The following is a 23,420-nucleotide window of genomic DNA, read 5'->3' on the forward strand; positions in this document are numbered from 1 at the left end:
TACCTTAGTTATATCAAGTATAACAAAAAGGAACCTGTTTACGAACAGATTCCTTTTTGAACTTAACTATTTAAAATATCTTCCAGTAAATCCGGGTTGAACGTTCTAGCTTTCAGCATCGCGATTTCGTGACTGTAAGGCGGTTTTTTATTTTTCTTATCCTCACCGACGAAAGGTGTTTCAAGGATCTTCGGCAGATGAGCCAGCTTTTCGTGATGAACGACATGACTGAGCGCGTCAAAGCCGATCTCGCCGAAACCGATATTGGCATGTCTGTCCTTGCCTGCACCCCGGATATTTTTTGAATCATTGACGTGGATCACTTTAAGCTTATCCAGGCCTACGATTCGGTCGAATTCTTCAAGTACCCCATCAAAGTCTTCTTTGACATTATACCCCGCATCGTGGATATGACACGTATCTAAAGTAACAGAAACCTTGTCTTTTAATTCGACTTGATCAATGATCTGTGCCAGCTCTTCAAACGATCGTCCGATCTCGGTCCCCTTGCCAGCCATGGTTTCCAAAGCGATCTGAAGGGTCTGATCTTCATGCAGGATCTCATTCAGTCCCTGAGCGATCTGTGCGATAGCAGCATCCGGTCCGGCACCGACGTGAGCCCCAGGATGCATCGTCATCTGGGTAACGCCAAGGGCTTCGGCACGTTTGATTTCTTCCCGCATGAACTGAACAGCGAAACCATAGTTCTGTTTTTTGATCGTATTACCCAAATTGATGATATAGGGTGCATGAACGACGATGTCTGAGACCTTGATCGCATGGTCTTCCATAAAGGCATGCCCGGCTTCGATATTCATTTCACTGACATCTTTACGACGTGTGTTCTGAGGCGCACCGGTGTAGATCATGAAAGTAGACGAGCCATAAGCGGCTGCATCTTCAGCGGCCCCTAGCAGCATCTTCTTGCCTTTCATCGATACATGTGAACCCAGTAAAACCATTAATCTTCCTCCGTTTGCTTACTGTCTCTTAACTCCAGACCCAGTTCAATCAGCTGGTCATTTGACACCAGTGACGGAGCATCAGTCAATGGATCCATGGCTTTCCCGTTTTTAGGAAAGGCGATGACTTCACGGATATTGTTTTCATTGGCAAGGATCATCACTAGACGATCCAGTCCGAATGCGATCCCACCATGTGGTGGAAAACCGTAGTCTAAAGCATCTAAGAGGAAACCGAACTGACTGTAGGCTTCTTCTTTAGAGAATCCCAAGGCAGACAGCATTTCTTCCTGCAGTGCTCTTTGGTGGATACGGATAGAACCCCCGCCGATCTCATAACCGTTCAAGACGATGTCGTAAGCATCAGCCATGACGTTTTCCGGTTCGGCAGCGAGTTTTTCTATATCCGCCTCGACCGGTTTGGTGAATGGGTGATGAGCGGCATTATAGCGTCCGGCTTCTTCATCATACTCCAATAGTGGCCACTCGACGATCCAGGCAAAAGCCAGCTGAGATTCATCGATCAGGTTCAGTTCTTTACCTAAATGCACCCTTAATGCGCCTAAGGCATCATAGACAACAGTTGAATTGTCAGCGACGAACAGCAGTAAGTCGCCATCTTCGGCATCCATCGTTTCTACCAGTGATGACTGAGCCTCTTCATCACTGAAGAATTTTGCGATAGGTCCAGTCAATCCCTCATCCGTCATCTTCATCCACGCTAGTCCTTTGGCTCCGTAAATTTTTGCGATACTTTCCAGAGCATCGATGTTTTTGCGTGAAAACTGCTTGGCAGCTCCCTTGACGGTCAGACCTTTGACCATGCCACCGTTTTCTACAGCAGATGAAAAGACTTTGAAGGTTGAATCCTTCGCTACTTCATTCAGATCGACCAGTTCCATAGCGAACCGCAGATCCGGCTTGTCGCTGCCGAAGCGTTCCATCGCTTCTCTGTACGTCAGACGCGGGAACGGTGTTTTCAGAGTGATCCCTTTGACTTCTTCGACTAAACGGACAAGCAGGTTTTCCATCGTGTTCTGGATGTCTTCTTTATCCGTAAAGCTGGTCTCGATATCCACCTGTGTAAATTCAGGCTGACGGTCACCACGCAGATCTTCATCTCTGAAACAGCGAACGATCTGATAGTAACGGTCATAGCCCGAGCTCATCAACAGCTGTTTAAATAGCTGCGGAGACTGCGGCAAGGCAAAAAATTTACCCTGATTGACGCGCGAAGGTACGAGATAGTCACGAGCCCCTTCAGGTGTGGATTTTGTCAGATAAGGTGTTTCGATATCCAAAAAGCCTTCGTCATCCAGAAAATCTCTGAATACTTTCTTGACCTGATGACGCAGTTTCATGTTTTCCTGCATCTTCGGTCTTCTAAGGTCTAGATAACGGTATTTTAGACGAAGATCATCAGACACTTCCACAGCATCCGTGATCTCAAACGCTGGCGTTTTGGCTTCACTTAAAATCTCTACCTCTTCGGCCATGATTTCTATTTCACCCGTCGCCAATTCTCTATTGATCTGACCTTCTTCTCTTAAAACAACAGTTCCTTTAACAGCGATCACATATTCTGAACGGATTTTTTCTGCAATTTCAAGGGCTTCTTTGTTTTGATTACTATTAAAGACGACCTGCACGATACCTTCACGATCTCTTAAATCAATGAAAATCATGCCCCCCAAGTCACGGCGTTTTTGTACCCAGCCAGTAACAGTAATCATTTCTTCATGATATTCCTTCGTAATCTGTCCACAATATGCTGTACGTTTCATGTTATTCACCCTTTTTCTTTAATTTTGTTTCTGCTTTCCTGAATGTTTCTTTAAAATCACTGTACAAATCGTCAAGACCGATGTCTGTCTGCTTGCCGGTCTCCAGATCTTTCACTGTGACTTTATTCTGATTCACTTCTTCTTCGCCTAAGGTAAAGACATATCTGGCATGCCATTTATCGGCGGTCTTGAATTGCTTCCCCGGTTTTCTGTTCATGAATTCCCGTTCAACAGACAGATCGTTCTGACGAAGATACTGAGTCAGCTTCGTCGCTGCTGTATTTACTTTCTCTCCGATCGTGACCACGTAGGCATCGATGACTTGTGTCTTCGGATAATCATAGTCCATGAATTCCAGCAGGATCAGGAGACGCTCCAAGCCGAATCCAAAGCCGAATGCCGGTGTCGACGGTCCGCCGACTTCTTCAACCAGTCCGTCATATCTACCCCCTGCACAAATCGTCGCATTAGAGCCGAATTTCGGATGAGTCGTCATGACCTCAAAAATCGTGTCGTTGTAGTAATCCAGACCTCTGACCATGTTCTTATCGATTTCATAAGGGATATCCAGTTCATCAAGCATATCCTTCACTGCTTCAAAGTGTGCTCTGGATTCGTCATTCAAAAAGTCCAGGACAGACGGCGCATCAGCGACGATGGCTTTATCTTTTTTATCTTTGCTGTCTAAAACACGCAATGGATTTTTGTATAAGCGTTCTTTTGAATCCTTGCTTAAGTCGTCAAAATGCGGCTCAAGAAAAGCAATCAGTGCTTCACGGTACTGGAGCCTTGATTCTGTATCACCCAGTGAATTAATGACCAGTTTCAGATCCTTGATATCGAAAGATTTGAACAAATCCATGGCCAGCGCCATCGTTTCGACATCAACAGCGGGATTCTTGCTTCCGAACACTTCGACACCCAGCTGATTGAACTGACGCTGTCGTCCGCTTTGAGGACGTTCATATCTGAACATCGAGCCAAGATAATAAAGCTTCATCGGTTTGTGGTACTCTGGTGCATACAGTTTATTTTCGACATAGGCACGGACCACACCAGCTGTACCTTCAGGTCTTAAAGCCAGGTGACGATCCCCTTTATCTTTAAAGTCATACATCTCTTTGGAAACAATATCACTTGTTTCACCGACGCCTCTTGCATACAAATCAAACTGTTCAAAAAGCGGTGAGCGGATTTCTTTAAACTGATAGTTGTGCAGGATCGTTCTCGCCTGCTTTTCTACGATCTGCCACTTTTCAGATTCAACAGGTAAAATATCAACGGTCCCTTTTAATTTTTTATAATTCAATCCTCAAACCTCCCATAATAATGGTTCTATAATAAATCGTGTTGGTGAGTTCTAACGAACTCGCTGGCACGGTTTTTTGTATATCAATAGAAAAAGGCCAGTAGATTCCCTTATAATTAAGTCGACGAAAACCAAACAAAGGAGAATCTACATGACCTACTCTCATATTATACGAAATTCATTAAATATTAAAGATGAAAATATTATTTTTGATATCAATGACTATCTTTGCCCAGAAGAAACTATTAAAGATACAAACTATATTGTTTACCAAGGAACTCTTACATACAAGCCGAAGGCCTGTCATCACTGCGGGGCTGTAAACCAAGATTATTCCATCACTAAGCATGGTACAAAAATATCTACAATAAAATTAGGGAACATCCTCTTTAAACCTGCCTTGTTAAGGTTAAGAAAGCAACGCTATATGTGTCACGAATGTGGGCGAACTTTTATGGCAAAAACATCTCTGGTGAATAAATACTGTTTCATTTCTAACCCTATCAAGAATGTTGTTTCTTATGAATTATCCGAAACACAAAGTATGAAAACTATTGCTAAACGTGTTTCAGTATCATCATCTACAGTTATAAGACTGCTGGAAAGTACTGGAGAAACCCTCGAACCTTCAAGGTTCGAACTACCTGAACACCTTTCTTTTGATGAGTTTAAATCAGTGAAGGAAGCTGCTGGTTCTATGAGTTTTATTTTTACTAATTCTCAAACCCATGACATTATAGATATCGTTGAAAATAGGCAGCAGAAAGAACTCATTGCTTATTTCCAACGTTATCCCTATGACCTACGAAAAAAAGTCAAGACAGTAACGTTGGATATGTATAGCCCCTATTTAAAAGTTATACATGACTGTTTCCCGAATGCCGAACTAATTATTGATCGATTCCACATTGTCCAACATATGAATAGAGCCTTAAATCGTTTACGTATAGAGATTATGAAAACTGTTAAATATACTCGCCCTCGGGATTATTCTAAACTAAAGAAACAATGGAAAATCATTTTAAAGAATGTCTGGAGTGTTGATTTTGAACACTACTTTACTCATCGACTTTACGATGGCCAGGTCACAGAAAAAATGATGGTCAATTATCTCTTGTCAATCGATGACCAATTCCAGTGGATTTATGATTTAATCAATGACTTGAAATGGCACCTCTCTACCGGTAACTATGAGGAATTCGTCAATCAGCTTGAACGAAGTAAGGAAAGATCTATCAAAAGATATGTTAGGACTACCTTCCAGACACTAGAAAAATACTTAGATTCAATAGAAAATTCTTGCACTTATACCTTGTCCAACGGACATTTAGAAGGCATTAACAATAAAATTAAAACATTGAAACGAAGCGGCTATGGTTACCATAATTTCAGACATTTGAGAGCCCGTATTCTCATCAGCTTTAAGTTAACAGAAAAAACTGAAAAATCAAACAGACCTTTAACATTTGAAGAAGAAAAGGAAATAGAAAAACAAAGAAACTTAAAAGTCGTATAAAAAGAGGTAGAAACATTTAAGTTTCTACCTCCGGGAATTCTGACCAACACGATTTGACAAAGAACCATAATAATTCACTTAAATATATATTTGTCCATAAAAAAAGACCCCTTTCTATGTCGATCATAGAAAAAGGACGTAGTCATTACGTGGTGCCACCTTAAATTCAGAAAGCCTTCGCTTTCTCTCTTAGAGTTAACGCTCACGCGTGACAGTTTTCCTGTCATTCCTACTCAGACTGTCTTTCACTCATGATGATATAAACCTTTTTCAGCCAGGAAGGTTCTCTCTTTAAGGATCAGTCATCAGCTACTTCATCTAAATCCGGATGGTTATTTAATTCGCTTCTTATAAGCTTACAAGAATAGAAGACCGATGTCAATACACTTCTGTTTCACTATTTATTCGCAGCCTTAGGTCCTGTATGAAGATATCTTTCATAATTATACATTTTTTTGAAAATGTGTAGAAAATGTGTCTTTCCTATTGCTATGAAAGTGTCTCTATCGGTATAATAAGAACAAACCTTAAAAAGAGGAGGTATAGTCATGGATCAGAGTCACTTACATAGTAAAAATAACCGTTCTTTATTTATTCTCCTAGTTACCGGTCTCATCGTTCTGCTATTGGGTTCCATCGTTGCATTAGCTAATGAAAACAAAGTAACCGTATTGGCATCGACACTGAATGTCAGATACGGCCCCGGCTTATCCCACGAGATCCTCACTCAAGTGAATGAGCAGGATCAGCTGAATGTCCTCGGCGAAGAAAATGAATGGTATAAAGTACGACTGGAATCAGATCAGATCGGCTGGGTCGCCAGCTGGCTCGTGGAAAATGAAGAAGTATCTTTAGATAATCAGTTTTATGGACGCGTCACTTCACCGGAAGTCAACGTGAGACAATTCTCAACGACAGACTCTAACGTTATTGGTACTGTCAGACAAGGTGAAGAATTCCCTATTTTATATAGAGAAGATGACTGGGTCCAGATCCTTTATGATCAACGTGTAGCCTGGCTTCATGCCGACTTGATTGCTGTCATCGATCAGCCCACTGAACGTGCGGCCACAGAAGAAGAAACAGATACGTCACTTAAAATCAAAGTGGGCAGCACGCCGACAAATATTCGATACGAGCCGTCTACAGACGCCGAAATTCTGACCACACTGAGAAGCGCTGAAGAGTTCGACGTATTAGACGAAAAAAATGAATGGTATGAAATAGAATTGACCGATGGCTCACGCGGTTTCGTAGCCAGCTGGGTAGCGGAAACCATCTCTGCTGAAACAGTCAGTGCAGAAGAAGCTCTGCCAAACGCCTCGGCCTCACATTATGCAACGACCTTAGCTGAAGCAACAATCGTTATCGATCCAGGGCATGGCGGACATGATCCTGGTGCCGTCGCTTCCAGTGGCTTCTCGGAAAAAGAAGTGACGCTCAATACTGGACTGCTGCTGGCGGACCGACTAAAAAAAGCCGGCGTCAACGTGATCCTGACCCGCAGCACAGACGAGTATATTTCACTGAATGATCGGGTCTACTACGCCCATCAGGCCAATGCAGATGCCTTTATCAGCCTCCATTACGATTCCGTCGAAGAGGCCAATACAGTATCCGGTACGACTACTTACTATTATTCAGACAACGAACAACCGCTGGCAGAGGTCATCAACCAGCGACTTGCTCAGGATATCAGACTCGATAACAATGGTGTAAGGCATGGTAATTATCAGGTACTGCGCCAAAATGCCCAGCCATCTGTCCTGCTTGAGCTAGGGTATCTGAACAACGATTATGATATTTCTGTCGTCAACACGCACGCTTATCAGTCAGCAGTTGCAGATGCTGTATACAGTGCACTGGACCAGTATTTTTCCCAGCGTTGATCGTTTTATGAACAACAAAAAAGTGGTTGAGAGTAACGTTTCGACCTCTTACTATGTGAAATGAGTCAGAGCTTGGTGAGGTTCCCGTTCCACAGTTGAATACTTGGCTAAAGACAAAAAAAAGACGGGGAGTTTTCCCCGTCTTTTTTTGTCTTTATTTGTTTTTTGAATCGATCAAAATGGTCACCGGACCATCATTGATAAAATCGATCTCCATGTGTGCCCCGAATTTTCCGGTTTCAACATGGATTCCTTCATCAGCCAGTTCAGCATTGAACTGTTTGTACAATTCATCAGCATGTTCTGGTTTGGCTGCCCCAGTAAAGCTGGGACGATTGCCTTTTCTGGTGTCTGCATGCAGAGTGAACTGGGAAATAGATAAAATATCCCCCTTTACATCCTGAACTGACAGATTCATCTTTTCTTCGTCATCTTCAAAAATGCGCAGCTTGCTTATTTTGCGTACCAGATAAGCGATATCTTCCTGTGTATCTGCATCTTCTACACCTAATAAAACAACCAGTCCATGAGTGATTTCACCCACTACTTCGTTTTCGACGCGCACCCGTGCTTCTTTCGCACGCTGAATCACTGCTCTCACTTAAATCCTCCTAGTCGATCTGAAAATTTATGTCGTTATCCGTTTAACTGAATACACATCCGGCACAGACTTCACCTTATCTACGATCAGTTCCAGCTCTTTCAGGTTCTGGATAGCAATCGTGAATTTAATGATGGCTGTTCCATTTTTATCCACTCGGCCATTGATATTGCTCAGCTTATTGGTCTGGGAGTTGATGACCTGCAGGATCTCATTTAAGAATCCGCTGCGGTCATACCCTTCGACCTGTACTTCAGCATTGTAGTCCTTATTCGCACTGGCCTTGGTCGATTCCCACTCAACGTCGATAAGACGGTCTTCATTTTCATCAGACGAATGAAGGTTCGGACAGTCCTTTCTGTGGATCGACACTCCACGACCACGTGTGATATAGCCCACGATTTCATCTCCGGGAACCGGATTACAGCACTTGCTTAAACGGACAAGGAGATTGTCAGCCCCTTGGATCACAACGCCGCCTTCGTGACGGATCTTCATACGTTCTGGTTCTTTTTTATTCTTAAGTTCGATCGTATTGGTCGATTCATCCAGCTGGAATGATTCCTTTTCTCGATCACGACGTTCTTTATCCGTTAAACGATTGGCTACTGTTGCACTCTTGACTTCACCATAACCGATACCGGCATACAGGTCGTCAATAGTCTGGAAGTTGAACCGTTCCGCTGTTTTTCTCAGTTTATCCTTTTTCAGGATATCTTTTGGATTGAATTCCATTTCCAATAGCAGCTTCTCAAGGATCTCTTTCCCGCGTTCGATATTCTGCTCTTTTTCCTGTGTTTTAAAGAAGCGTTTGATTTTATTTTTAGCTTTTGATGTGTTGACATAATTCAGCCAGTCTCGGCTTGGACCGAATGAATTGGCTGAGGTCAGCATCTCGACGATATCGCCTGTCTTTAATTTATAATTCAATGGAACGATCTTACCGTTCACTTTCGCTCCCATCGATTTATTTCCAACTTCAGTGTGGACATGATACGCAAAGTCCAGTGTACTGGATCCGCTAGGCAGCTCCATAACGTCACCTTTAGGGCTGAACACGTAGACTTTATCCTTAAAGATATCCTGCTTGATGGAATCCATGAAATCACTGGCATCGCGGGACTCGCTTTGAAGCTCAAGGATATCGCGGAACCACGAAATGTGTTCACTTAGTTCATCGTTATCTATTTTTTGGGTGATACCTTCTTTATATGCCCAGTGAGCCGCAACCCCGTACTCAGCGATCTCATGCATTTTCATCGTTCTGATCTGGACCTCAAGAGGCGTTGCATGGGGGCCAAGAACTGTGGTGTGCAGTGACTGGTACATATTAGCTTTTGGCATGGCGATATAATCCTTGAATCGTCCCGGCATCGGCTTCCATCGTGTATGGATGGCACCCAGCACGGCATAGCAGTCCTTGATGGAATCGACGATGATCCGGATCGCCAGTAAATCATAGATTTCGTTGAACTGCTTTTTTTGACTCTTCATTTTTTTATAGATCGAATAAATATGTTTAGGTCTTCCCGTTATCTGGGCTTCGACACCCAGTTCTTTAACTGATTTCTGAATAGCCGTTTTCGCATCTTCAATATAGTTCTCTCTGTCTTCACGTCTGGAGTTCATCAGGTGAACGATACGATAATACTGCTGGGGATTTAAATATCTCAATGAGGTATCTTCCAGTTCCCATTTCATGCGGTTGATACCCAAACGGTCCGCCAACGGTGCATAGATATCCAGCGTTTCTCTGGCGATCTCCCGCTGTTTTTCAGGCCGGTGATGCTTAAGGGTTCTCATGTTGTGTACACGGTCAGCTAGTTTGACAAGAATGACCCGAACATCCTGAGCCATAGCTAAAAGCATTTTCCGATGGTTCTCAGCCTGGTGCTCCTGTTTGGATTTGAATTTGATTTTACCCAGCTTTGTTACACCATCGACGAGATCTGCGACTTCCGGCGTGAACAGTTTAGCCAGCTGGGCATAGGTGTAGTCTGTATCTTCAACAACATCATGCAGAAAACCCGTTGCAACAGTAACAGGATCCATTTTCAATTCAGCGAGGATCCCTGCAACCTGCACCGGATGCATAATGTACTCTTCCCCGGATTTTCGCATCTGACCTTTATGAGCTTCATTAGCTAAATCATAGGCTTTTTTGACAAAGCCGACATGTTCGCTGCTCATATACGTCAGACATAGTGCAATAACTTCCTGTGGGGCATAATCTTTATTTTGTGGCATAGGTGTCACCTTCATTCTTTGAGGTTATCATAGTTGATTGGCCTTTCCTGATAAGAAAACCAGCACTTATAGGAGTGCTGGTTACTTCTTCTTTTTAATTATAAAACTTTTCAGCTCTTACTTCAAGGCAGGCTGTATGTATGACACCTTAATAATCTTCAGTCGCTTCATTTCCTTCAACGATCGCAACACCGTTAGATGTACCGATACGTGTTGCACCCGCTTCGATCATGGCTTTCGCGTCTTCGATCGAACGCACGCCGCCTGACGCTTTAACTCCCATATCAGGTCCGACAGTTTTACGCATCAGTTTAACGTCTTCAAGGGTAGCTCCACCCGTTGAAAAGCCAGTAGATGTCTTGACAAAGTCTGCACCGGCACGTTTAGCTGCTTCGCAGGCTCTTACTTTTTCATGCTCATTCAATAGAGAGGCTTCAATGATCACTTTAACTAGCGCTTTACCGTTCACAGCATCGACAACAGCTTTGATATCATCATGTACTAAGCTGTAATCTTCGCTTTTCAGAGCGCCGATGTTGATAACCATATCGACTTCAGTTGCGCCTTCTTTGACTGCTTGTTCCGCTTCAAAGGCTTTGACTTTAGACGTATTGGCTCCTAAAGGAAAACCGATGACCGTACAGGTTTCAACTTCTGAATCTTTTAATAAGTCAGCTGCATATTTTACCCAGCCTGGGTTGATGCAGACAGATTTAAAGTTATATTTCTTTGCATCCAGACAGATTTTTTGTACATCCATGTCTGTTGATTCCGGTTTTAATAGTGTGTGATCGATATATTTTTCCATTTTTTCCATTTAATTCACTCTTCCTTTTTTGTTTTTTTAGCGATGACAGCTATCCAATCTTTCATCTGATTGACTTGAAGGATCTCAAAGTCATGTCGGATCAAAGAATCAATCACTTCATCTTTTTTATCTAAAATAATGCCTGAGGTAATAAACAACCCGTCATCCTCTAAATGCGCATAGGCATCAGGGATAAAAGGTAAGATGACTTCTGTCAGTATATTAGCGACGATAATGTCTGCTTTGTCACTGACGTCTTTCAGCAAATTATTCGTTTGAACATCAATAGCATCTTCGAGCTGATTGAGCTTGATGTTGTCTCTCGCAGATGTCACAGCCACTTCATCCAGATCATAGGCTCTGACTTCTTTTGCTCCATATAACTCTGCCGCAATCGACAAGACACCTGACCCTGTACCGACGTCAAAAAGTTTAGCTTCCGGAAACACACATGTTTCCAGAGCCTGGATGCATAACTGAGTCGTTGGGTGTGTCCCTGTACCGAAAGCCAGCCCCGGATCCAGGTACACGATACGTTCATCATCAAATCGTTTCTCGTAGGTTTCCCATTGAGGGACGATAGTCAGAAATCGGGTGATATTTACCGGATGATAGTATTTTTTCCAGGCATTCGACCAGTCTTCTTCTTTGACATCACTCACAGTGATATCCAGATGTGTGATCTGTATACCAAAAGTCTCCAGCTGTTTCACTTGCTGTGTCAAATCTTCTCTGATCTGATCCAGGTCGTCATGTTCTGTGAAGTATCCCTTGATGATCACCCCATCTTCAGGAAAGTCTTCTTCATTCAGTTCCCATAATGTATCTTTACCGTATTCCGGCATATGCAGAAAATCATTGCGGTCGCTGATAGAGACTCCTGACGAGCCAAGCTCTGTGAAAATAGAAGATACCGCTTCTGCGGCCTCATTATTAATTGCGACACTAAACTCTTTCCACTCCGTCATTCGCGTCACCCTTTTTCAACTTTTCTAAGAATGATTGTTCATCATCCAGATTCATTGGTATTTTTTCTTCACTGTAACGCCCAGTTTCTTTCAATGTATCGACCATATTCTGTAGATTACTTTCTTTCCAGGTCAATGCAAATGAATCGGCAAAATCATCTCTTAAAAATTCAGTCAGCTCAACTTTGCCTTTTTTTGTTGTGTAATTCAACTGTCTGAGAATAGCATCGACATAACCTTTCTCGACACCCGTATGACTGTCGATAGAGAAAGAAGCGAGATAATTTTGAGGTTTGACATGTGCATAAGCCGGATCATAAAAGCAGATGACATCTTCAAACTGAACCAGTCCGGGTTCGTTGTTCTTCCCGATCATATCCTGGACCTGATACTCTTCATCTGTTTCGACATGAAACGTCAGAAAAAGCTCGATCAGGTTCTTTTTGCTCTCTTTGACTATTTTCCACTTAAAGTTAGGCAACATCTCTTTCAATTCATTATCAATGTATCCTGATAAGTCCTTCGACATAATAATCCCTCCTTTTAGTCTAACATAGCATCCCATCCATTATCTACTCTTACCTGTCCTTTTTTTCTCGAGAGGTAAGGGTTTCCTTTGACGGTGAAACGCAGCAGCGCGTCTGTCCATTCGCCTTTATTCGGGATCCCGATACGCTTAGATCTTTCGATACTGACAGGTGATTTTTTCTCATGTGTATCAATATAAAGAGAAGGCTTCAGGATCGATGTTTCATGATCGTCCATCGCGATCCCCATTGCTTTCGTCAGTTTTCCGGGCCCACTCGTGGCTTCAACACCCTGTTTTTGTCGTCTTTCCTCCATCAGCTGTGTTCCAGCGTGAGGCTCGATCGCCCGAATAAGGACTGCCTGCGGATCGCCTTTATCTTTAGTCACGACATTCAGCATCAGATGGGTGTGCATTTTGTAAATATAAATAGTACCGGCCGGTTCATACATGGCCGTCATCCTCGGTGTCTTCCTGCTGTTATAACTGTGACTGGCCTGATCCTCTATACCGACATAAGCTTCTGTTTCGACGATATGTCCGGATGTAATGACACCATCTACTTCTTTTACCAGCAGACAGCCAAGAAGCTGTTCAGCTATCTCTACCGTTGATAAGGACGGATCTGTTAAAAATGACATGCTATTTTTCATTCACTCCATTACTTAATCTTCTGTTTCTTCAGTCATATCCGTCGGCAGATAATCGATCTGGACCTCCAAGACACGTCTGTTCCTGACAGCTGTGACGGATACTTTCATATTGTAATATTTAAATGCATCCCCGACCTGCGGGAACTGACCTAATTCTTCGATGACGAAACCACTCATTGAATTGGAGACATACGATTCATAGCCGGTCAGACCGAATAGTTCAAATATCTTCTCCAGACTCGCTGTGCCTTTGACCTTGTATCGTTTTCCGGCCTTCAGTTCAACGACCTCTTCTTCAATGATATCCGATTCGTCCCAAATTTCTCCGACAAGTTCTTCCAGGACATCTTCCATGGTGGCAATACCGATGGTTCCGCCATGTTCATCAGCTACGATAGCCATATGTGTCTTACTCTTCTGCATCAATCTAAGCAGTTTTGATAAATTCATGACCGGGGGCACAAAAATAACATCCTTTACCACTGAGAGTAAAGAAACGGCTTTTTGTTTCGCCTGTTTAGCTCGCAGATACCTGTTAAAGTCCTTTTCATGCAGGACACCTACTACATTATCAATGGATTCATCGTATATGATCAAGCGTGAGAAATTATGATTCATAAAAATCTCTTCGATCTCTGCATCCGTCGAATCCAGTTCGGCACTCACGACATCCACACGCGGTGTGAGGATCACATTTACTTCCATATCATCAAACTCGATCGCTGCCTTGACCAGCTGGCTTTCATGTCCTTCGATACTTCCGCCGCTTTCAGCTTCTTCAACGATAGAAAGCAGCTCGTCTTCACTGATGATCTCCGTCTCATCCAATTGAAACACTCTGTCGATCATGAGTTTCCAGCGCCTTAGCAGCCATAATACAGGTTTAAAAATGGTCATTAGAAAATAAATATAAGGTGTGGAGGCTTTAGCAAGGGGTTCACTCTTTGCTTTAGCGATCGATTTGGGTGTGATCTCACCAAAGATAAGGATGATGATGGTCATGACCACTGTAGCGATCGTCGGTCCATATACCGGGAACCAGCTGACAAAAAGTAACGTGGCGATCGCCGACATGGCAATATTCACGATGTTATTTCCGATCAGTATCGTTGAGAGCACCGCATCAAAATTTTCTGCTAACTTCAGCGTGAGCTCCGCGCGTTTATCCCCTTTTTCTGCTTCATTCCGTAACCTGATCCGATTGGCTGAAGTAAAAGCGGTTTCGGAAGAAGAAAAATAAGCAGATAGCAAGACCAGTATGACAAGAATGATGATACTCCTTATATTATCACTATCCATTTAATTGCATTCCCTACTTTCATTGTTTTTCCCTTTTATTATAGCATAGATTGTTATAAAACTTGACTGTTACGAAAAAATAGTCATGTAAAAAAAGAGAAAGCCCTTCTCTTTTTTAGTTTAAATTTTCTATTTAAAATGAAACAGAATGCTCTTTTTCAATAAAAAATTAATATACGTTTGAAACTGCTTTTGATATACTCCTTTTAGGAGGAGCTGATTCAAATGATCACTATTAATTTAAATGAGTTGTTTATACCAGTTTTATTAACCATCATTAGTTCTTACGCAACATTTAAAATTGGAATTAAGCCGGAAAAACAAAAAACATCCAGACTGTTATATGAAAAATCTTTTTTACCAATTTTCAATTATGTTGAGAATGATTTGTATAGCAAATCAATTACCGTAAAAGAAGCTCATGAAATAGCTAACCAAATAATTATTCTCTTATCTAACTCTGATGGATATTACCACCCTTCTGTAAAAGACTATGCATTGAAATTAAAACGTTCTAACGATAAAGACTACATGAAACATTGGACTTACTTTTCTGAACGTTTCAGCTATAGATATGATAGATTATGCAAGGATATTGGCATCCCTTTAAGAAACTCAAGTTATAGGATAAATCACAAACATTACAAAAACAAGTTTGAATTAATAAAATTATTTATAAAATTATCTTGGCCGGTCCTGTTTCTTTTAGTACTTTACTTACTAATGATTTACTCATGGATTACTCTTTAATACTTATCCTTATAGATTCACATGCTGTTAGTCGTGGTAATAAACTTATTCATCCATACAAACTAAAAGTATTTATACATTCTCTACCTATTTTGATATACTCTAACCAAAGGAGGTAAGAATAATGAATAAAATTGAACTAGGTTATTCAAATGATTTTTCAGGTAAAGCAAAACAAATGAAGTGTGCAGATTTTACAGATCAGAACATTGAAACACAGTTTTTGCTCAGTGATAATGCTTCTTTAGTAATAAGAAATGACGGAGCCGCTCTTTACACTCAAGGTGGAGATGGACATCTTTACGTTTCCTCTAACGCTGAGTATTCGTATTCTTTTTCGGTTGAACCAGATACTGTTACTCTGAAATTTTAGGTCTTCACGAATTACTATATTAATGTTTTGATTCAAAGCAATAAATCATAATGTAATATTATGAGAATCGTTTTTGTTACTATTTATAGTTCGAAAACGATTTTTTGTTATTTAGTTCTAATCGATATAGCCTAATTCACGTGCCATTTCTTCAAATAAATCGTCTTTTTCCTTTGTGGTGAGTGTTTTAAAAGATTGGTTTTTCTTCTCTTTAATTTTCAACCCTTTTTTCTCTAGATGTTTCTGTAGGTTATCACAGACCATTTAATACACTATTCCTTTCTCCCCTAACAAAGCCATCTAGAACCATTTCTAAGAATCATATAGCCGCATTATCTAACCGCGTCCATAGTATGGTCATTAATCTTTATTGGTTTGTCATTCCCATTATCTGCAGCCTTTTCACCCCGAATATATGCATTAAATTCTTTTATTGTGTTCTTGCAACTTGCATAGAATCGAATTTTACTCTCAGTTTACAATGTACCGAACAGTCTTATACCATCCAACACATTATTGCTAGCGTTTTTGATGTTAAACCCATTTTGTTTCAATTCTGTTCTGAAAGAAGCAGCCGCTGGATACAAAATGACTGGTTTTATCTTGATACCTTTTGTAAACTCATATAGATCATCAGCGAACTCTTTATCTGTTTTTTGTTTCTTTTGGTCACGTCCTAATAATAGTATTCTTTTGTGCCGCACCATACGCCTTCTTTATCTTTCTTCCACAATAAAAGACCGGTAGCGTTTGGCGTACCGTATTCACTGGATATATAGTTCCCTCCAAAGATATATTCTAAGAGCTCGTTATAAACACGTTTGCTCTGGTCGAAGATAACATAAATGATACCTTCGCAACGGTCCATAATACTCCGATCTAACATTTATAGAAAACGCCTGAATACATTGAGCGATTAAGTTCTTTAATACGCTCAGACAGGCCTAAATTGTCTTCCGTGTTGAAGTGAAGATAGATCAGATTCTTTTCAACCAGCTTATCTATCCATTCCGTCTTGAACCAGTGATAAGGTCCGTCCGGGTTACATATAAACCAGAACTTGGAGCCGTCTACTGAACAACGACTTATTGCCTAGTTAACGAATGACTGAGGCATTAGAGCCACTTCATCAAAGATTATACCGGATAAGGATATCCTTTGGATCAAGACTTGTGACCGTTCATCCTTACCACCAAAGATAAAGAAGTAATTCGTAATGCTTTAGTTATGACTTCCACCATGTTATCGGTCTGATGATCTTTAACTCTGTAGCCACGGAATAGCAGAATAAGCCGTAACCAGAAGAACACGTTTCGTCTAAAGGGTCCAATCGTCTTACTAGCCATTCCCATGTTCTGACCGCTAAATGTTTCCATCGCCCACATCACAGAAGAACGGCTCATAGAGATTGTCTTACTGCTCCGGATGGCCCCGTCTGCAATAATCCGTTCTTATCTTTGACTGGGCTTGTTTTCACCGACCAGTTGATAATTTTCTTCTATCTCTTGCTGAACTTTTTAAACTTGAACACTTCAGCCTTTACTCGTCTTCACATAAGGTACCTGCTTCATCTTTCAGGGTTTTCAAAAAGACACTTAGCAAAAAGGACATGAGTGACCGAATTTGATTTTCCTGGTGGAGCTTTTCCTCCGGGGTTGCCTTTAGCGTTTTTATTATCTCTCATCGATTCGTAACGCTCTTTTTATTCGGAGCGCTCCGTTTCGTAATCCCAACTATCTTGGGACTCCCATTTCCTGAGAGTGGAAGATGCTCCCCCCACTTCTTTTGCTATGTCTTTTAAAAGCTTATTCCCTTTGGATTTTAACCATATTTGATAGGGTTCATCCCCTTTCGGATTCCGTTTTTTAGGCACATCTTCACCACCTCACGATTTGTGTTTGTTTTGTAACTAAGTATAAAAAACCTAAAAATGATTAGTTGATTATATTTATTATTTGATTATTATCAACAGTAAAAAAACTAGAAAGAATTTCATGCCCATCATCAAATTTTACATAATACTTATAGGTGGTATTTTTAGGAGAATCTGAAAATTGTTCTTCAAATTTTTCTAAACTCCAACTTGACACATATCCTACATTTTCATAAGGATTTATTATTCTTTTCATTCTTATTTCTTCATCTTCAACACTCTTAACCACATTTACTTTAGGCCCTAATAAACCGACATTTCTCAAATAATATTTAATAGTCGGTTCATTTATTTTTTTTAGTTTCTTTGGCCATTTACTTCCAGAATAAATATATACACCAGCATCTATTATTTTCAATAATTTTCCGCCGTCATTATCAATAGTAAATGAAATATTTCTACTAGCTGAAGAAAAAATTTTCCCAGAAATTTCCACATTTTTATATTTTGGTTTTCTAAAGGTGAACCATAACGAAATGACCACTGCCGACACGGTTCCTATTGCTGTTAGAAGTTCCCAAATGTTACCTAAATCATAGTCAATATTAATATTAAAATTCATACTATAACTCCTTTTTCTTTTTATTATATCAAAAAAGGAGCCTCCAAATGCTAATAAAATAGCTACCAGATCGGATAGCCCTTTAATCTTAAGTATAGGCGTCGAGAATATATGTCATCGGAGGTCTTCAGGAGGTGTTTTTCTCCAGCTCTATACTTTACCACAATATAATTATAATCCGTCTCACTGCCTTAAGTCAGCCACATGTCAGTCATATCTCTGCCAGGAGTCTGCCATTGTCATAACTCTCAGCAAACTCAGTCTGCGCTTTCCCTAATTCTCTGTAAAACCTCCGTTCACTCATGTTCAAATCATAATAAATCATGGTGTCCATCATTTCTCGACTATCTATGTACCTATAGTGGAGATTTTGGCTTTTATACGCATTCAATTGATTCATGGCTCTACCAATCTTCCATAGTTCCTGCTCAGCCGTTACCTTCCTAGCGACTGCGTTACCTACTTGATCACTTGGCTTACCTCCCCAGCCTTTCAATTCCAATGAGAAGGTAGCGGTAATTTCAGGAGTGTACTCTTCATCTGCTAACCTTGCCATTGTGCTGTAATTTGATAATAATCGATGGACAATCTTCTTTGTCTGTTCTTTGTCAATTTCTGGAAACATTACGCCACTCCTTGTGTTATAATTTTATTAGGTCGACACGTTGCTAAAAGATCTAATTTCAGGCTTAGTCATAATGTTATTAGTACAGCTGAAAAAGGTGGTGGTACGCATGGAAACTCTTATACACTCTCACCGGACAAGTTAAAAGCATTTGCAGTTGTGTATAATGTTTCTTATCCTAAGTTAATGATTCTTGCTGGATACTCTAAATATGTCATTAATCTAGAAGAATTGCTAAATTCCAACGTCAACATTGCTTTCGGCGGCGAATCTCTCACTGAAGCAGAAAAATAACGTGTGGAAGACGTTTTAACCACCCTCTTCTGGGACAAGCTACAGGAGAAAAAAGAAGGTGGGAACCGTGAGTTAAAGAATAAAATATATGGTTGAGGACCTGTATGAGGAAATCGGTACACTAGACCGCTTCGCTATTATTGACCATGCTGGCATTGACTTGCATTATGTTGATTTCGGAGCCAATCCGCTTGGCCAGTACATAAAATTATTTAACAACCCTACAATCTTATTAAACAAATCGATTGAAAATTCACCGCAAGAATATTTCGTTGCTTCTCATGAATTACACCATGCGCTGGAACATGAAGAGATTGCTAGTTAATATACGTTAAATGCCCTCTCTCGTTCTAAGATGGAACAAGAAGTGAATAAATTTGCCCTGTACTTATGCTATAACTTATACATTGAGGAAAATGGATTGAAGTCTTTTTACAAAAACTGATTTAGCTGCGTTGTATGGAGTGCCGTTGGAATTGTCGGAGGTATTACTGTAGAGGAAGTTTAGGTGGTGCTTTGTTAACTAGTTGATTTGGAAAGTTAGCTGGTTTTGCTGGAAAAAAAGGGAAAACGGACAAATAGCACTGCAAGAATTGCGGGAATGTGTTTGATAACTAAAAAACCACTCTTCTCCGTCAAAGAGGTTGAGTAGCTTGATTAGAAAGGAGAAGTAATAAATGAACTTAGATGAACTTCATGACAATGAAGTCCAAGGATTAATTTCTTCTTTGAAAAATCCTAGTAAAATTTTCGGTATACAAGAAATTAATGCCAAAATATCACCAATGTTGGGCTCATTAGAAGTTAACGAGAAAATTGTTGGTATTGCAGATGAAATAGAATATATCTTACATATTTATCGTGGCAATAGAGATATGAATAGATATACAATTAACTTACGCTTTGCAAGTAAACATCATCAGTTAATCAGAATTGATATTGGCAGTGGTCACAACAATCCTGATGGCACTAGAATCGATGGAGATCATATTCATATTTACAGTAGAGAGTATCCAAAAAGAGATAGGGTTGCCTACCCTTTAGATTCTCATGAATTTCCAAATGTACAGAATATAATCGATGCTTTTTCTAATTTTACACTGTATACTAGCATTAAAGAGAATCTAGGTTAATAAAAAGGAGGGGTAATATGAGCACCATCTTAGAATTAAAAAAGCAGTATTCTAATTGGATAATGGATAGCATGAAGTATTCTGAGGTTGACAGCAAAACCATTCGGATCGATACCCCTTTTATGGATAATGATTTTGATGATATTATTCTTTATGTTGATTTGTTAAAAAATAATAAGTTGGTTATATCTGATGACGGATACACTCTTGCTAACTTGCGTTCATTAGGTTACTCAATCACTAATCGTTCTAGAAAAAGAATAAATATGGTTAATGATATATGTGAAGATTATGGAGTAGACTTTAATCCAGAATCGAACGAAATATTTATCGAAACAAACTTTAATAAATTTGCTGTGTCAAAACATAGATTGTTACAAGCAGTTCTAAAAATCAATGATATGTTTTTATTACGCCCCAACTATGAGCCTAATGCTACTTTTGAAACAGTATCTAAAGCATTGGATAAACATAATATTCTATATTCAACAAAATATCCCGCTATAGGTAAAGGTGGTATTACTTTCATATTTGATTTTTCAATCCCCACCAGACAAAAACACGATAAACTTATTAGAATTATAAACTCTCCCAATGATTTGACTTATTCTAAAGTGTTAGGTATGGATGTGAGTATGCTAAAAGGAACAAAAGATGCTTCATTTTACGCAATATTAGATGACATTAGCCATACTCTTACTAATTATTCAGAAATCGTTTCCATATATGGAGAAGTTAATGATCAGTATAATGTAAATATTTCTCCCATTAGAGTTTCAGAATTAGAAGATAACATTGCATTATTAAGCAATTAAGTTTGTACAATTAAGGACGCTGGTGAGAGAAAATCTCACCAGCGTCCTTAATTGTACAAACGATATTTTTGAAAATCTGATGAAATAGCAAAAAACTTCCATCATCTGCCGTCTTATGATGGCAAAATGATGGAAGTTTACTATTTTTAAAGTTAGTTACTTATTACAGTTGTTGATATATCAACGTTTATTCTTCATCCAGATCAAGAACAGCCATGAAAGCTTCCTGCGGGATCTCTACGTTCCCGACATTCTTCATGCGTTTCTTACCGGCTTTTTGTTTCTTGAGAAGTTTCTGGCGACGTGTGACGTCCCCGCCGTACAGCTTGGCTGTAACGTCTTTACGGTAAGCTTTGACGGTCGAACGGGCGACGATGCTCTGTCCGATGGTCGCCTGGATCGGGATCTCGAACTGCTGTCTCGGGATGGTTTTCTTCAACTGTTCAACGACTGAACGTCCGCGGTCATAGGAGAAGTCTTTATGCACGATAAAGCTCAGTGCATCCACTCTTTCACCATGGATCAGGATGTCCATCTTCACAAGGTTGCTCTGACGGTACCCCGCTTCACTGTAATCGAGTGAAGCATAGCCTTTGGTACTTGATTTCAGGCGGTCAAAGAAGTCATAGACGATTTCTGACAGCGGGATATTGTACATGACATTGACTCGGACGTCATCAAGATACTCCATAGTCAAAAATTCTCCACGCTTGCGCTGAGAGATCTCCATGACTGCTCCTACATAATCATTGGGCACAGTGATCGTGGCCTTGACATAGGGTTCTTCGATCGTCTCAACTTCCTGAGGTTCCGGCATTTCTGACGGGTTAGAAACCATGATCGTTTCACCGTCAGTCTTATTGATCTTGTAGATAACGGAAGGCGCGGTCGTGATCAAGTCCAAGTTGAATTCACGTTCCAGTCGTTCCTGGACAACATCCATATGCAGCATACCTAAGAAACCGCAGCGGAAACCGAAGCCTAATGCCTGAGATGTTTCTGCTTCATACTGCAGAGCTGCATCATTCAGCTGCAGGCGTTCAAGCGCTTCTCTTAAATCTTCATATTTTGAAGAATCAGTCGGATACATTCCGCAGAATACCATCGGATTCATGTGACGGTAACCTGGGAGTGCTTTTTCTGTCGGATTGTTGGCTAAAGTCACCGTATCACCGACACGTGTTTCACGAACGGTCTTGATATTCGCTGTGACATATCCGACGTCACCGACCATCAGATAATCCCGTTCGATCGGTTTAGGCGAGAATACACCGACTTCTGTGACTTCAAAGGTCTTGCCGTTACTCATCAATTGGATCGTGTCGCCTTTTTTCAGTGTACCATCCATTAGACGTATACTTAAAACGACGCCTCTATACGGGTCGTAGGCTGAGTCAAAAATAAGAGCTTTCAACGGATTGTCGATATCCCCTTCAGGTGCGGGGACTTTCTCGACGATCTGTTCCAGGATCTCTTCGATACCGATCCCGGTCTTGGCACTCGTCAATACGGCTTCACTGGCATCCAGTCCGACAACGTCTTCGACTTCTTTACGGACACGTTCCGGATCGGCAGCAGGCAGGTCGATTTTATTGATGACTGGAAGGATCTCAAGATCATTATCCAAGGCTAAATAAACATTGGCTAAAGTCTGCGCTTCCACGCCCTGAGCTGCATCAACGACTAAAACGGCCCCTTCACAGGCAGCCAGACTTCTGGATACTTCATACGTAAAGTCCACGTGTCCCGGTGTATCTATCAGATGCAGAATATAGGTTTCACCATTTTTGGCTTTATAGATCACTTCAACTGTATTCAATTTGATCGTGATACCGCGTTCACGCTCCAAGTCCATAGAATCAAGTAACTGGTCCTGCATTTCACGGTCAGCAACGGTGTGTGTCAGCTGAAGAATACGGTCAGCAAGGGTCGATTTCCCATGGTCGATATGTGCGATGATAGAAAAGTTTCTGATTTGTTTCTGTCGTGCTCGCGCTTGTTTTTTATCCATTTCTCTGTTTCCTCATTCCTCTAAAACATTCCATCCTATTATACCAACGATTAAGGCAGAGTACAATTACTTTCACTAAGACAAAAAGAAGAGGAACACTCTCAAAATCGCTAAGAGTGGCCTCTTCTTTTCAAATAACATGTTATTTACCTTGTTTCGCTTTTCCTGTCCAGCGAAAACTAGCCTGACCTCTCACAAAAAAGAGAAATAAACTACCAGTTTATGCATGTTGACCGACTACACTAGTGAAACAATATCAAGCTTTGTGATCGATTAAAAGGTAACCACGGTCGCTATGCTCCCCTGGTACTTTTCAACTAAGTAGGAACATGCTAGTTGAAAAGCAATTTTTGTCGAGGTCA

23 protein-coding genes are annotated in these 23,420 nt (G+C 40.7%); 7 read left to right on the top strand and 16 right to left on the bottom strand.

Going from position 1 to position 23,420, the window contains the following annotated elements; all coding sequences use genetic code 11:
* Positions 1-62: 62 nt before the first annotated feature.
* From AB4027_RS06825 to hisS, 3 genes are read right to left on the bottom strand one after another with little or no spacing between them, the layout of a single operon-like run.
* Positions 63-962 carry a deoxyribonuclease IV gene (locus AB4027_RS06825; protein WP_368644792.1) on the bottom strand — a complete coding sequence of 300 codons (900 nt, stop codon included), beginning with the start codon at positions 960-962 and terminating at the stop codon, positions 63-65.
* Entirely contained in the window at positions 962-2,746 is a 1,785-nt protein-coding gene (aspS, locus tag AB4027_RS06830) for an aspartate--tRNA ligase (RefSeq protein WP_368644793.1), read from the bottom strand. The genes AB4027_RS06825 and aspS overlap by 1 nt, the downstream gene beginning before the upstream one ends.
* A gap of 1 nt (position 2,747) precedes the next feature.
* Positions 2,748-4,055, bottom strand: coding sequence for a histidine--tRNA ligase (hisS, locus tag AB4027_RS06835; RefSeq protein ID WP_091489291.1), 1,308 nt, complete (start codon positions 4,053-4,055; stop codon positions 2,748-2,750).
* 151 nt (positions 4,056-4,206) lie between these two features.
* Between hisS and AB4027_RS06840 the strand changes: the two genes are divergently transcribed.
* Both AB4027_RS06840 and AB4027_RS06845 read left to right on the top strand, forming a co-directional pair.
* Positions 4,207-5,571, top strand: coding sequence for an ISL3 family transposase (locus tag AB4027_RS06840; protein WP_368644794.1), 1,365 nt, complete (start codon positions 4,207-4,209; stop codon positions 5,569-5,571).
* A 548-nt stretch (positions 5,572-6,119) separates the two neighbouring features.
* Positions 6,120-7,460: an N-acetylmuramoyl-L-alanine amidase gene (locus AB4027_RS06845; RefSeq protein ID WP_368644795.1), complete on the top strand. Its 1,341-nt coding sequence runs from the start codon at positions 6,120-6,122 to the stop codon at positions 7,458-7,460.
* A gap of 154 nt (positions 7,461-7,614) precedes the next feature.
* Here AB4027_RS06845 and dtd read toward each other — a convergent pair whose 3' ends face one another.
* From dtd to AB4027_RS06880, 7 genes are all read right to left on the bottom strand, one after another.
* Positions 7,615-8,061: a D-aminoacyl-tRNA deacylase gene (dtd, locus tag AB4027_RS06850; protein ID WP_368644796.1), complete on the bottom strand. Its 447-nt coding sequence runs from the start codon at positions 8,059-8,061 to the stop codon at positions 7,615-7,617.
* Positions 8,062-8,088: 27 nt separating this feature from the next.
* Positions 8,089-10,308: a bifunctional (p)ppGpp synthetase/guanosine-3',5'-bis(diphosphate) 3'-pyrophosphohydrolase gene (locus AB4027_RS06855; protein ID WP_368644797.1), complete on the bottom strand. Its 2,220-nt coding sequence runs from the start codon at positions 10,306-10,308 to the stop codon at positions 8,089-8,091.
* A 148-nt stretch (positions 10,309-10,456) separates the two neighbouring features.
* A complete protein-coding gene (gene deoC / locus AB4027_RS06860) occupies positions 10,457-11,125 on the bottom strand; it encodes a deoxyribose-phosphate aldolase (protein WP_368644798.1) in 669 nt (222 codons plus the stop codon).
* Positions 11,126-11,130: 5 nt separating this feature from the next.
* Positions 11,131-12,084 carry a 50S ribosomal protein L11 methyltransferase gene (gene prmA, locus AB4027_RS06865; RefSeq protein WP_368644799.1) on the bottom strand — a complete coding sequence of 318 codons (954 nt, stop codon included), beginning with the start codon at positions 12,082-12,084 and terminating at the stop codon, positions 11,131-11,133.
* Positions 12,062-12,613, bottom strand: coding sequence for a DUF3013 family protein (locus AB4027_RS06870; RefSeq protein ID WP_368644800.1), 552 nt, complete (start codon positions 12,611-12,613; stop codon positions 12,062-12,064). The genes prmA and AB4027_RS06870 overlap by 23 nt, the downstream gene beginning before the upstream one ends.
* A gap of 14 nt (positions 12,614-12,627) precedes the next feature.
* Entirely contained in the window at positions 12,628-13,251 is a 624-nt protein-coding gene (locus tag AB4027_RS06875) for a DNA-3-methyladenine glycosylase (protein WP_368644801.1), read from the bottom strand.
* Between the two features lie 24 nt (positions 13,252-13,275).
* Positions 13,276-14,562 (bottom strand): HlyC/CorC family transporter, encoded by a 1,287-nt coding sequence (locus tag AB4027_RS06880; RefSeq protein WP_091489302.1) that lies wholly within the window; start codon positions 14,560-14,562, stop codon positions 13,276-13,278.
* 225 nt (positions 14,563-14,787) lie between these two features.
* On the opposite strand from AB4027_RS06880, the gene AB4027_RS06885 reads away from it, so the two are divergent.
* Together AB4027_RS06885 and AB4027_RS06890 are read left to right on the top strand one after the other, a co-directional pair.
* A complete protein-coding gene (locus AB4027_RS06885; protein ID WP_368644802.1) occupies positions 14,788-15,312 on the top strand; it encodes a hypothetical protein in 525 nt (174 codons plus the stop codon).
* A gap of 124 nt (positions 15,313-15,436) precedes the next feature.
* Complete coding sequence (locus AB4027_RS06890) at positions 15,437-15,685, top strand: hypothetical protein (protein ID WP_368644803.1); 249 nt, start codon at positions 15,437-15,439, stop codon at positions 15,683-15,685.
* Between the two features lie 117 nt (positions 15,686-15,802).
* Here AB4027_RS06890 and AB4027_RS06895 read toward each other — a convergent pair whose 3' ends face one another.
* From AB4027_RS06895 to AB4027_RS06915, 5 genes are all read right to left on the bottom strand, one after another.
* The gene (locus AB4027_RS06895) at positions 15,803-15,949 is read right to left on the bottom strand and encodes a hypothetical protein (protein WP_368644804.1); all 147 of its coding nucleotides are present in this window, start codon (positions 15,947-15,949) and stop codon (positions 15,803-15,805) included.
* A 412-nt stretch (positions 15,950-16,361) separates the two neighbouring features.
* The gene (locus AB4027_RS06900; RefSeq protein ID WP_368644805.1) at positions 16,362-16,571 is read right to left on the bottom strand and encodes a hypothetical protein; all 210 of its coding nucleotides are present in this window, start codon (positions 16,569-16,571) and stop codon (positions 16,362-16,364) included.
* A gap of 816 nt (positions 16,572-17,387) precedes the next feature.
* Entirely contained in the window at positions 17,388-17,558 is a 171-nt protein-coding gene (locus AB4027_RS06905) for a phage terminase small subunit-related protein (RefSeq protein ID WP_368644806.1), read from the bottom strand.
* Between the two features lie 61 nt (positions 17,559-17,619).
* Positions 17,620-18,180: a hypothetical protein gene (locus AB4027_RS06910; protein ID WP_368644807.1), complete on the bottom strand. Its 561-nt coding sequence runs from the start codon at positions 18,178-18,180 to the stop codon at positions 17,620-17,622.
* A gap of 211 nt (positions 18,181-18,391) precedes the next feature.
* Entirely contained in the window at positions 18,392-18,805 is a 414-nt protein-coding gene (locus AB4027_RS06915) for an ArpU family phage packaging/lysis transcriptional regulator (RefSeq protein ID WP_368644808.1), read from the bottom strand.
* 382 nt (positions 18,806-19,187) lie between these two features.
* Here AB4027_RS06915 and AB4027_RS06920 point away from each other — a divergent pair, with 382 nt between their 5' ends.
* The 3 genes from AB4027_RS06920 to AB4027_RS06930 all read left to right on the top strand — a co-directional run bounded on the left by AB4027_RS06920 (position 19,188) and on the right by AB4027_RS06930 (position 21,047).
* Positions 19,188-19,424, top strand: coding sequence for an ImmA/IrrE family metallo-endopeptidase (locus AB4027_RS06920; RefSeq protein ID WP_368644809.1), 237 nt, complete (start codon positions 19,188-19,190; stop codon positions 19,422-19,424).
* A 352-nt stretch (positions 19,425-19,776) separates the two neighbouring features.
* Positions 19,777-20,232, top strand: a complete 456-nt coding sequence (locus AB4027_RS06925) for a hypothetical protein (RefSeq protein WP_368644810.1) — start codon at positions 19,777-19,779, stop codon at positions 20,230-20,232.
* Positions 20,233-20,249: 17 nt separating this feature from the next.
* Positions 20,250-21,047, top strand: coding sequence for a DUF1828 domain-containing protein (locus AB4027_RS06930; protein ID WP_368644811.1), 798 nt, complete (start codon positions 20,250-20,252; stop codon positions 21,045-21,047).
* 187 nt (positions 21,048-21,234) lie between these two features.
* Here the strand turns inward: AB4027_RS06930 and lepA are convergent, their stop codons facing one another.
* A complete protein-coding gene (gene lepA, locus AB4027_RS06935; protein ID WP_368644812.1) occupies positions 21,235-23,058 on the bottom strand; it encodes a translation elongation factor 4 in 1,824 nt (607 codons plus the stop codon).
* Between the last annotated feature and the right edge of the window lie 362 nt (positions 23,059-23,420).

Source organism: Alkalibacterium putridalgicola, from assembly GCF_040959045.1.
In the GTDB taxonomy this organism is placed as follows: Bacteria; Bacillota; Bacilli; order Lactobacillales; family Carnobacteriaceae_A; genus Alkalibacterium; species Alkalibacterium putridalgicola.

What these genes read in the sequence shown, in the direction of transcription:
- AB4027_RS06890 (WP_368644803.1), top strand. Translation starts at nt 15,437, where the DNA reads ATGAATAAAATTGAACTAGGTTATTCAAATGATTTTTCAGGTAAAGCA.
- AB4027_RS06825 (WP_368644792.1), bottom strand. Translation starts at nt 962, where the DNA reads ATGGTTTTACTGGGTTCACATGTATCGATGAAAGGCAAGAAGATGCTG.
- AB4027_RS06895 (WP_368644804.1), bottom strand. Translation starts at nt 15,949, where the DNA reads ATGGTCTGTGATAACCTACAGAAACATCTAGAGAAAAAAGGGTTGAAA.
- AB4027_RS06920 (WP_368644809.1), top strand. Translation starts at nt 19,188, where the DNA reads ATGGTTGAGGACCTGTATGAGGAAATCGGTACACTAGACCGCTTCGCT.
- AB4027_RS06885 (WP_368644802.1), top strand. Translation starts at nt 14,788, where the DNA reads ATGATCACTATTAATTTAAATGAGTTGTTTATACCAGTTTTATTAACC.
- AB4027_RS06875 (WP_368644801.1), bottom strand. Translation starts at nt 13,251, where the DNA reads ATGTCATTTTTAACAGATCCGTCCTTATCAACGGTAGAGATAGCTGAA.
- AB4027_RS06870 (WP_368644800.1), bottom strand. Translation starts at nt 12,613, where the DNA reads ATGTCGAAGGACTTATCAGGATACATTGATAATGAATTGAAAGAGATG.
- AB4027_RS06840 (WP_368644794.1), top strand. Translation starts at nt 4,207, where the DNA reads ATGACCTACTCTCATATTATACGAAATTCATTAAATATTAAAGATGAA.
- AB4027_RS06915 (WP_368644808.1), bottom strand. Translation starts at nt 18,805, where the DNA reads ATGTTTCCAGAAATTGACAAAGAACAGACAAAGAAGATTGTCCATCGA.
- deoC (WP_368644798.1), bottom strand. Translation starts at nt 11,125, where the DNA reads ATGGAAAAAATGGAAAAATATATCGATCACACACTATTAAAACCGGAA.
- AB4027_RS06855 (WP_368644797.1), bottom strand. Translation starts at nt 10,308, where the DNA reads ATGCCACAAAATAAAGATTATGCCCCACAGGAAGTTATTGCACTATGT.
- lepA (WP_368644812.1), bottom strand. Translation starts at nt 23,058, where the DNA reads ATGGATAAAAAACAAGCGCGAGCACGACAGAAACAAATCAGAAACTTT.
- AB4027_RS06910 (WP_368644807.1), bottom strand. Translation starts at nt 18,180, where the DNA reads ATGAATTTTAATATTAATATTGACTATGATTTAGGTAACATTTGGGAA.
- AB4027_RS06845 (WP_368644795.1), top strand. Translation starts at nt 6,120, where the DNA reads ATGGATCAGAGTCACTTACATAGTAAAAATAACCGTTCTTTATTTATT.
- aspS (WP_368644793.1), bottom strand. Translation starts at nt 2,746, where the DNA reads ATGAAACGTACAGCATATTGTGGACAGATTACGAAGGAATATCATGAA.
- AB4027_RS06900 (WP_368644805.1), bottom strand. Translation starts at nt 16,571, where the DNA reads ATGTTAGATCGGAGTATTATGGACCGTTGCGAAGGTATCATTTATGTT.
- AB4027_RS06930 (WP_368644811.1), top strand. Translation starts at nt 20,250, where the DNA reads ATGAGCACCATCTTAGAATTAAAAAAGCAGTATTCTAATTGGATAATG.
- AB4027_RS06880 (WP_091489302.1), bottom strand. Translation starts at nt 14,562, where the DNA reads ATGGATAGTGATAATATAAGGAGTATCATCATTCTTGTCATACTGGTC.
- AB4027_RS06925 (WP_368644810.1), top strand. Translation starts at nt 19,777, where the DNA reads ATGAACTTAGATGAACTTCATGACAATGAAGTCCAAGGATTAATTTCT.
- prmA (WP_368644799.1), bottom strand. Translation starts at nt 12,084, where the DNA reads ATGACGGAGTGGAAAGAGTTTAGTGTCGCAATTAATAATGAGGCCGCA.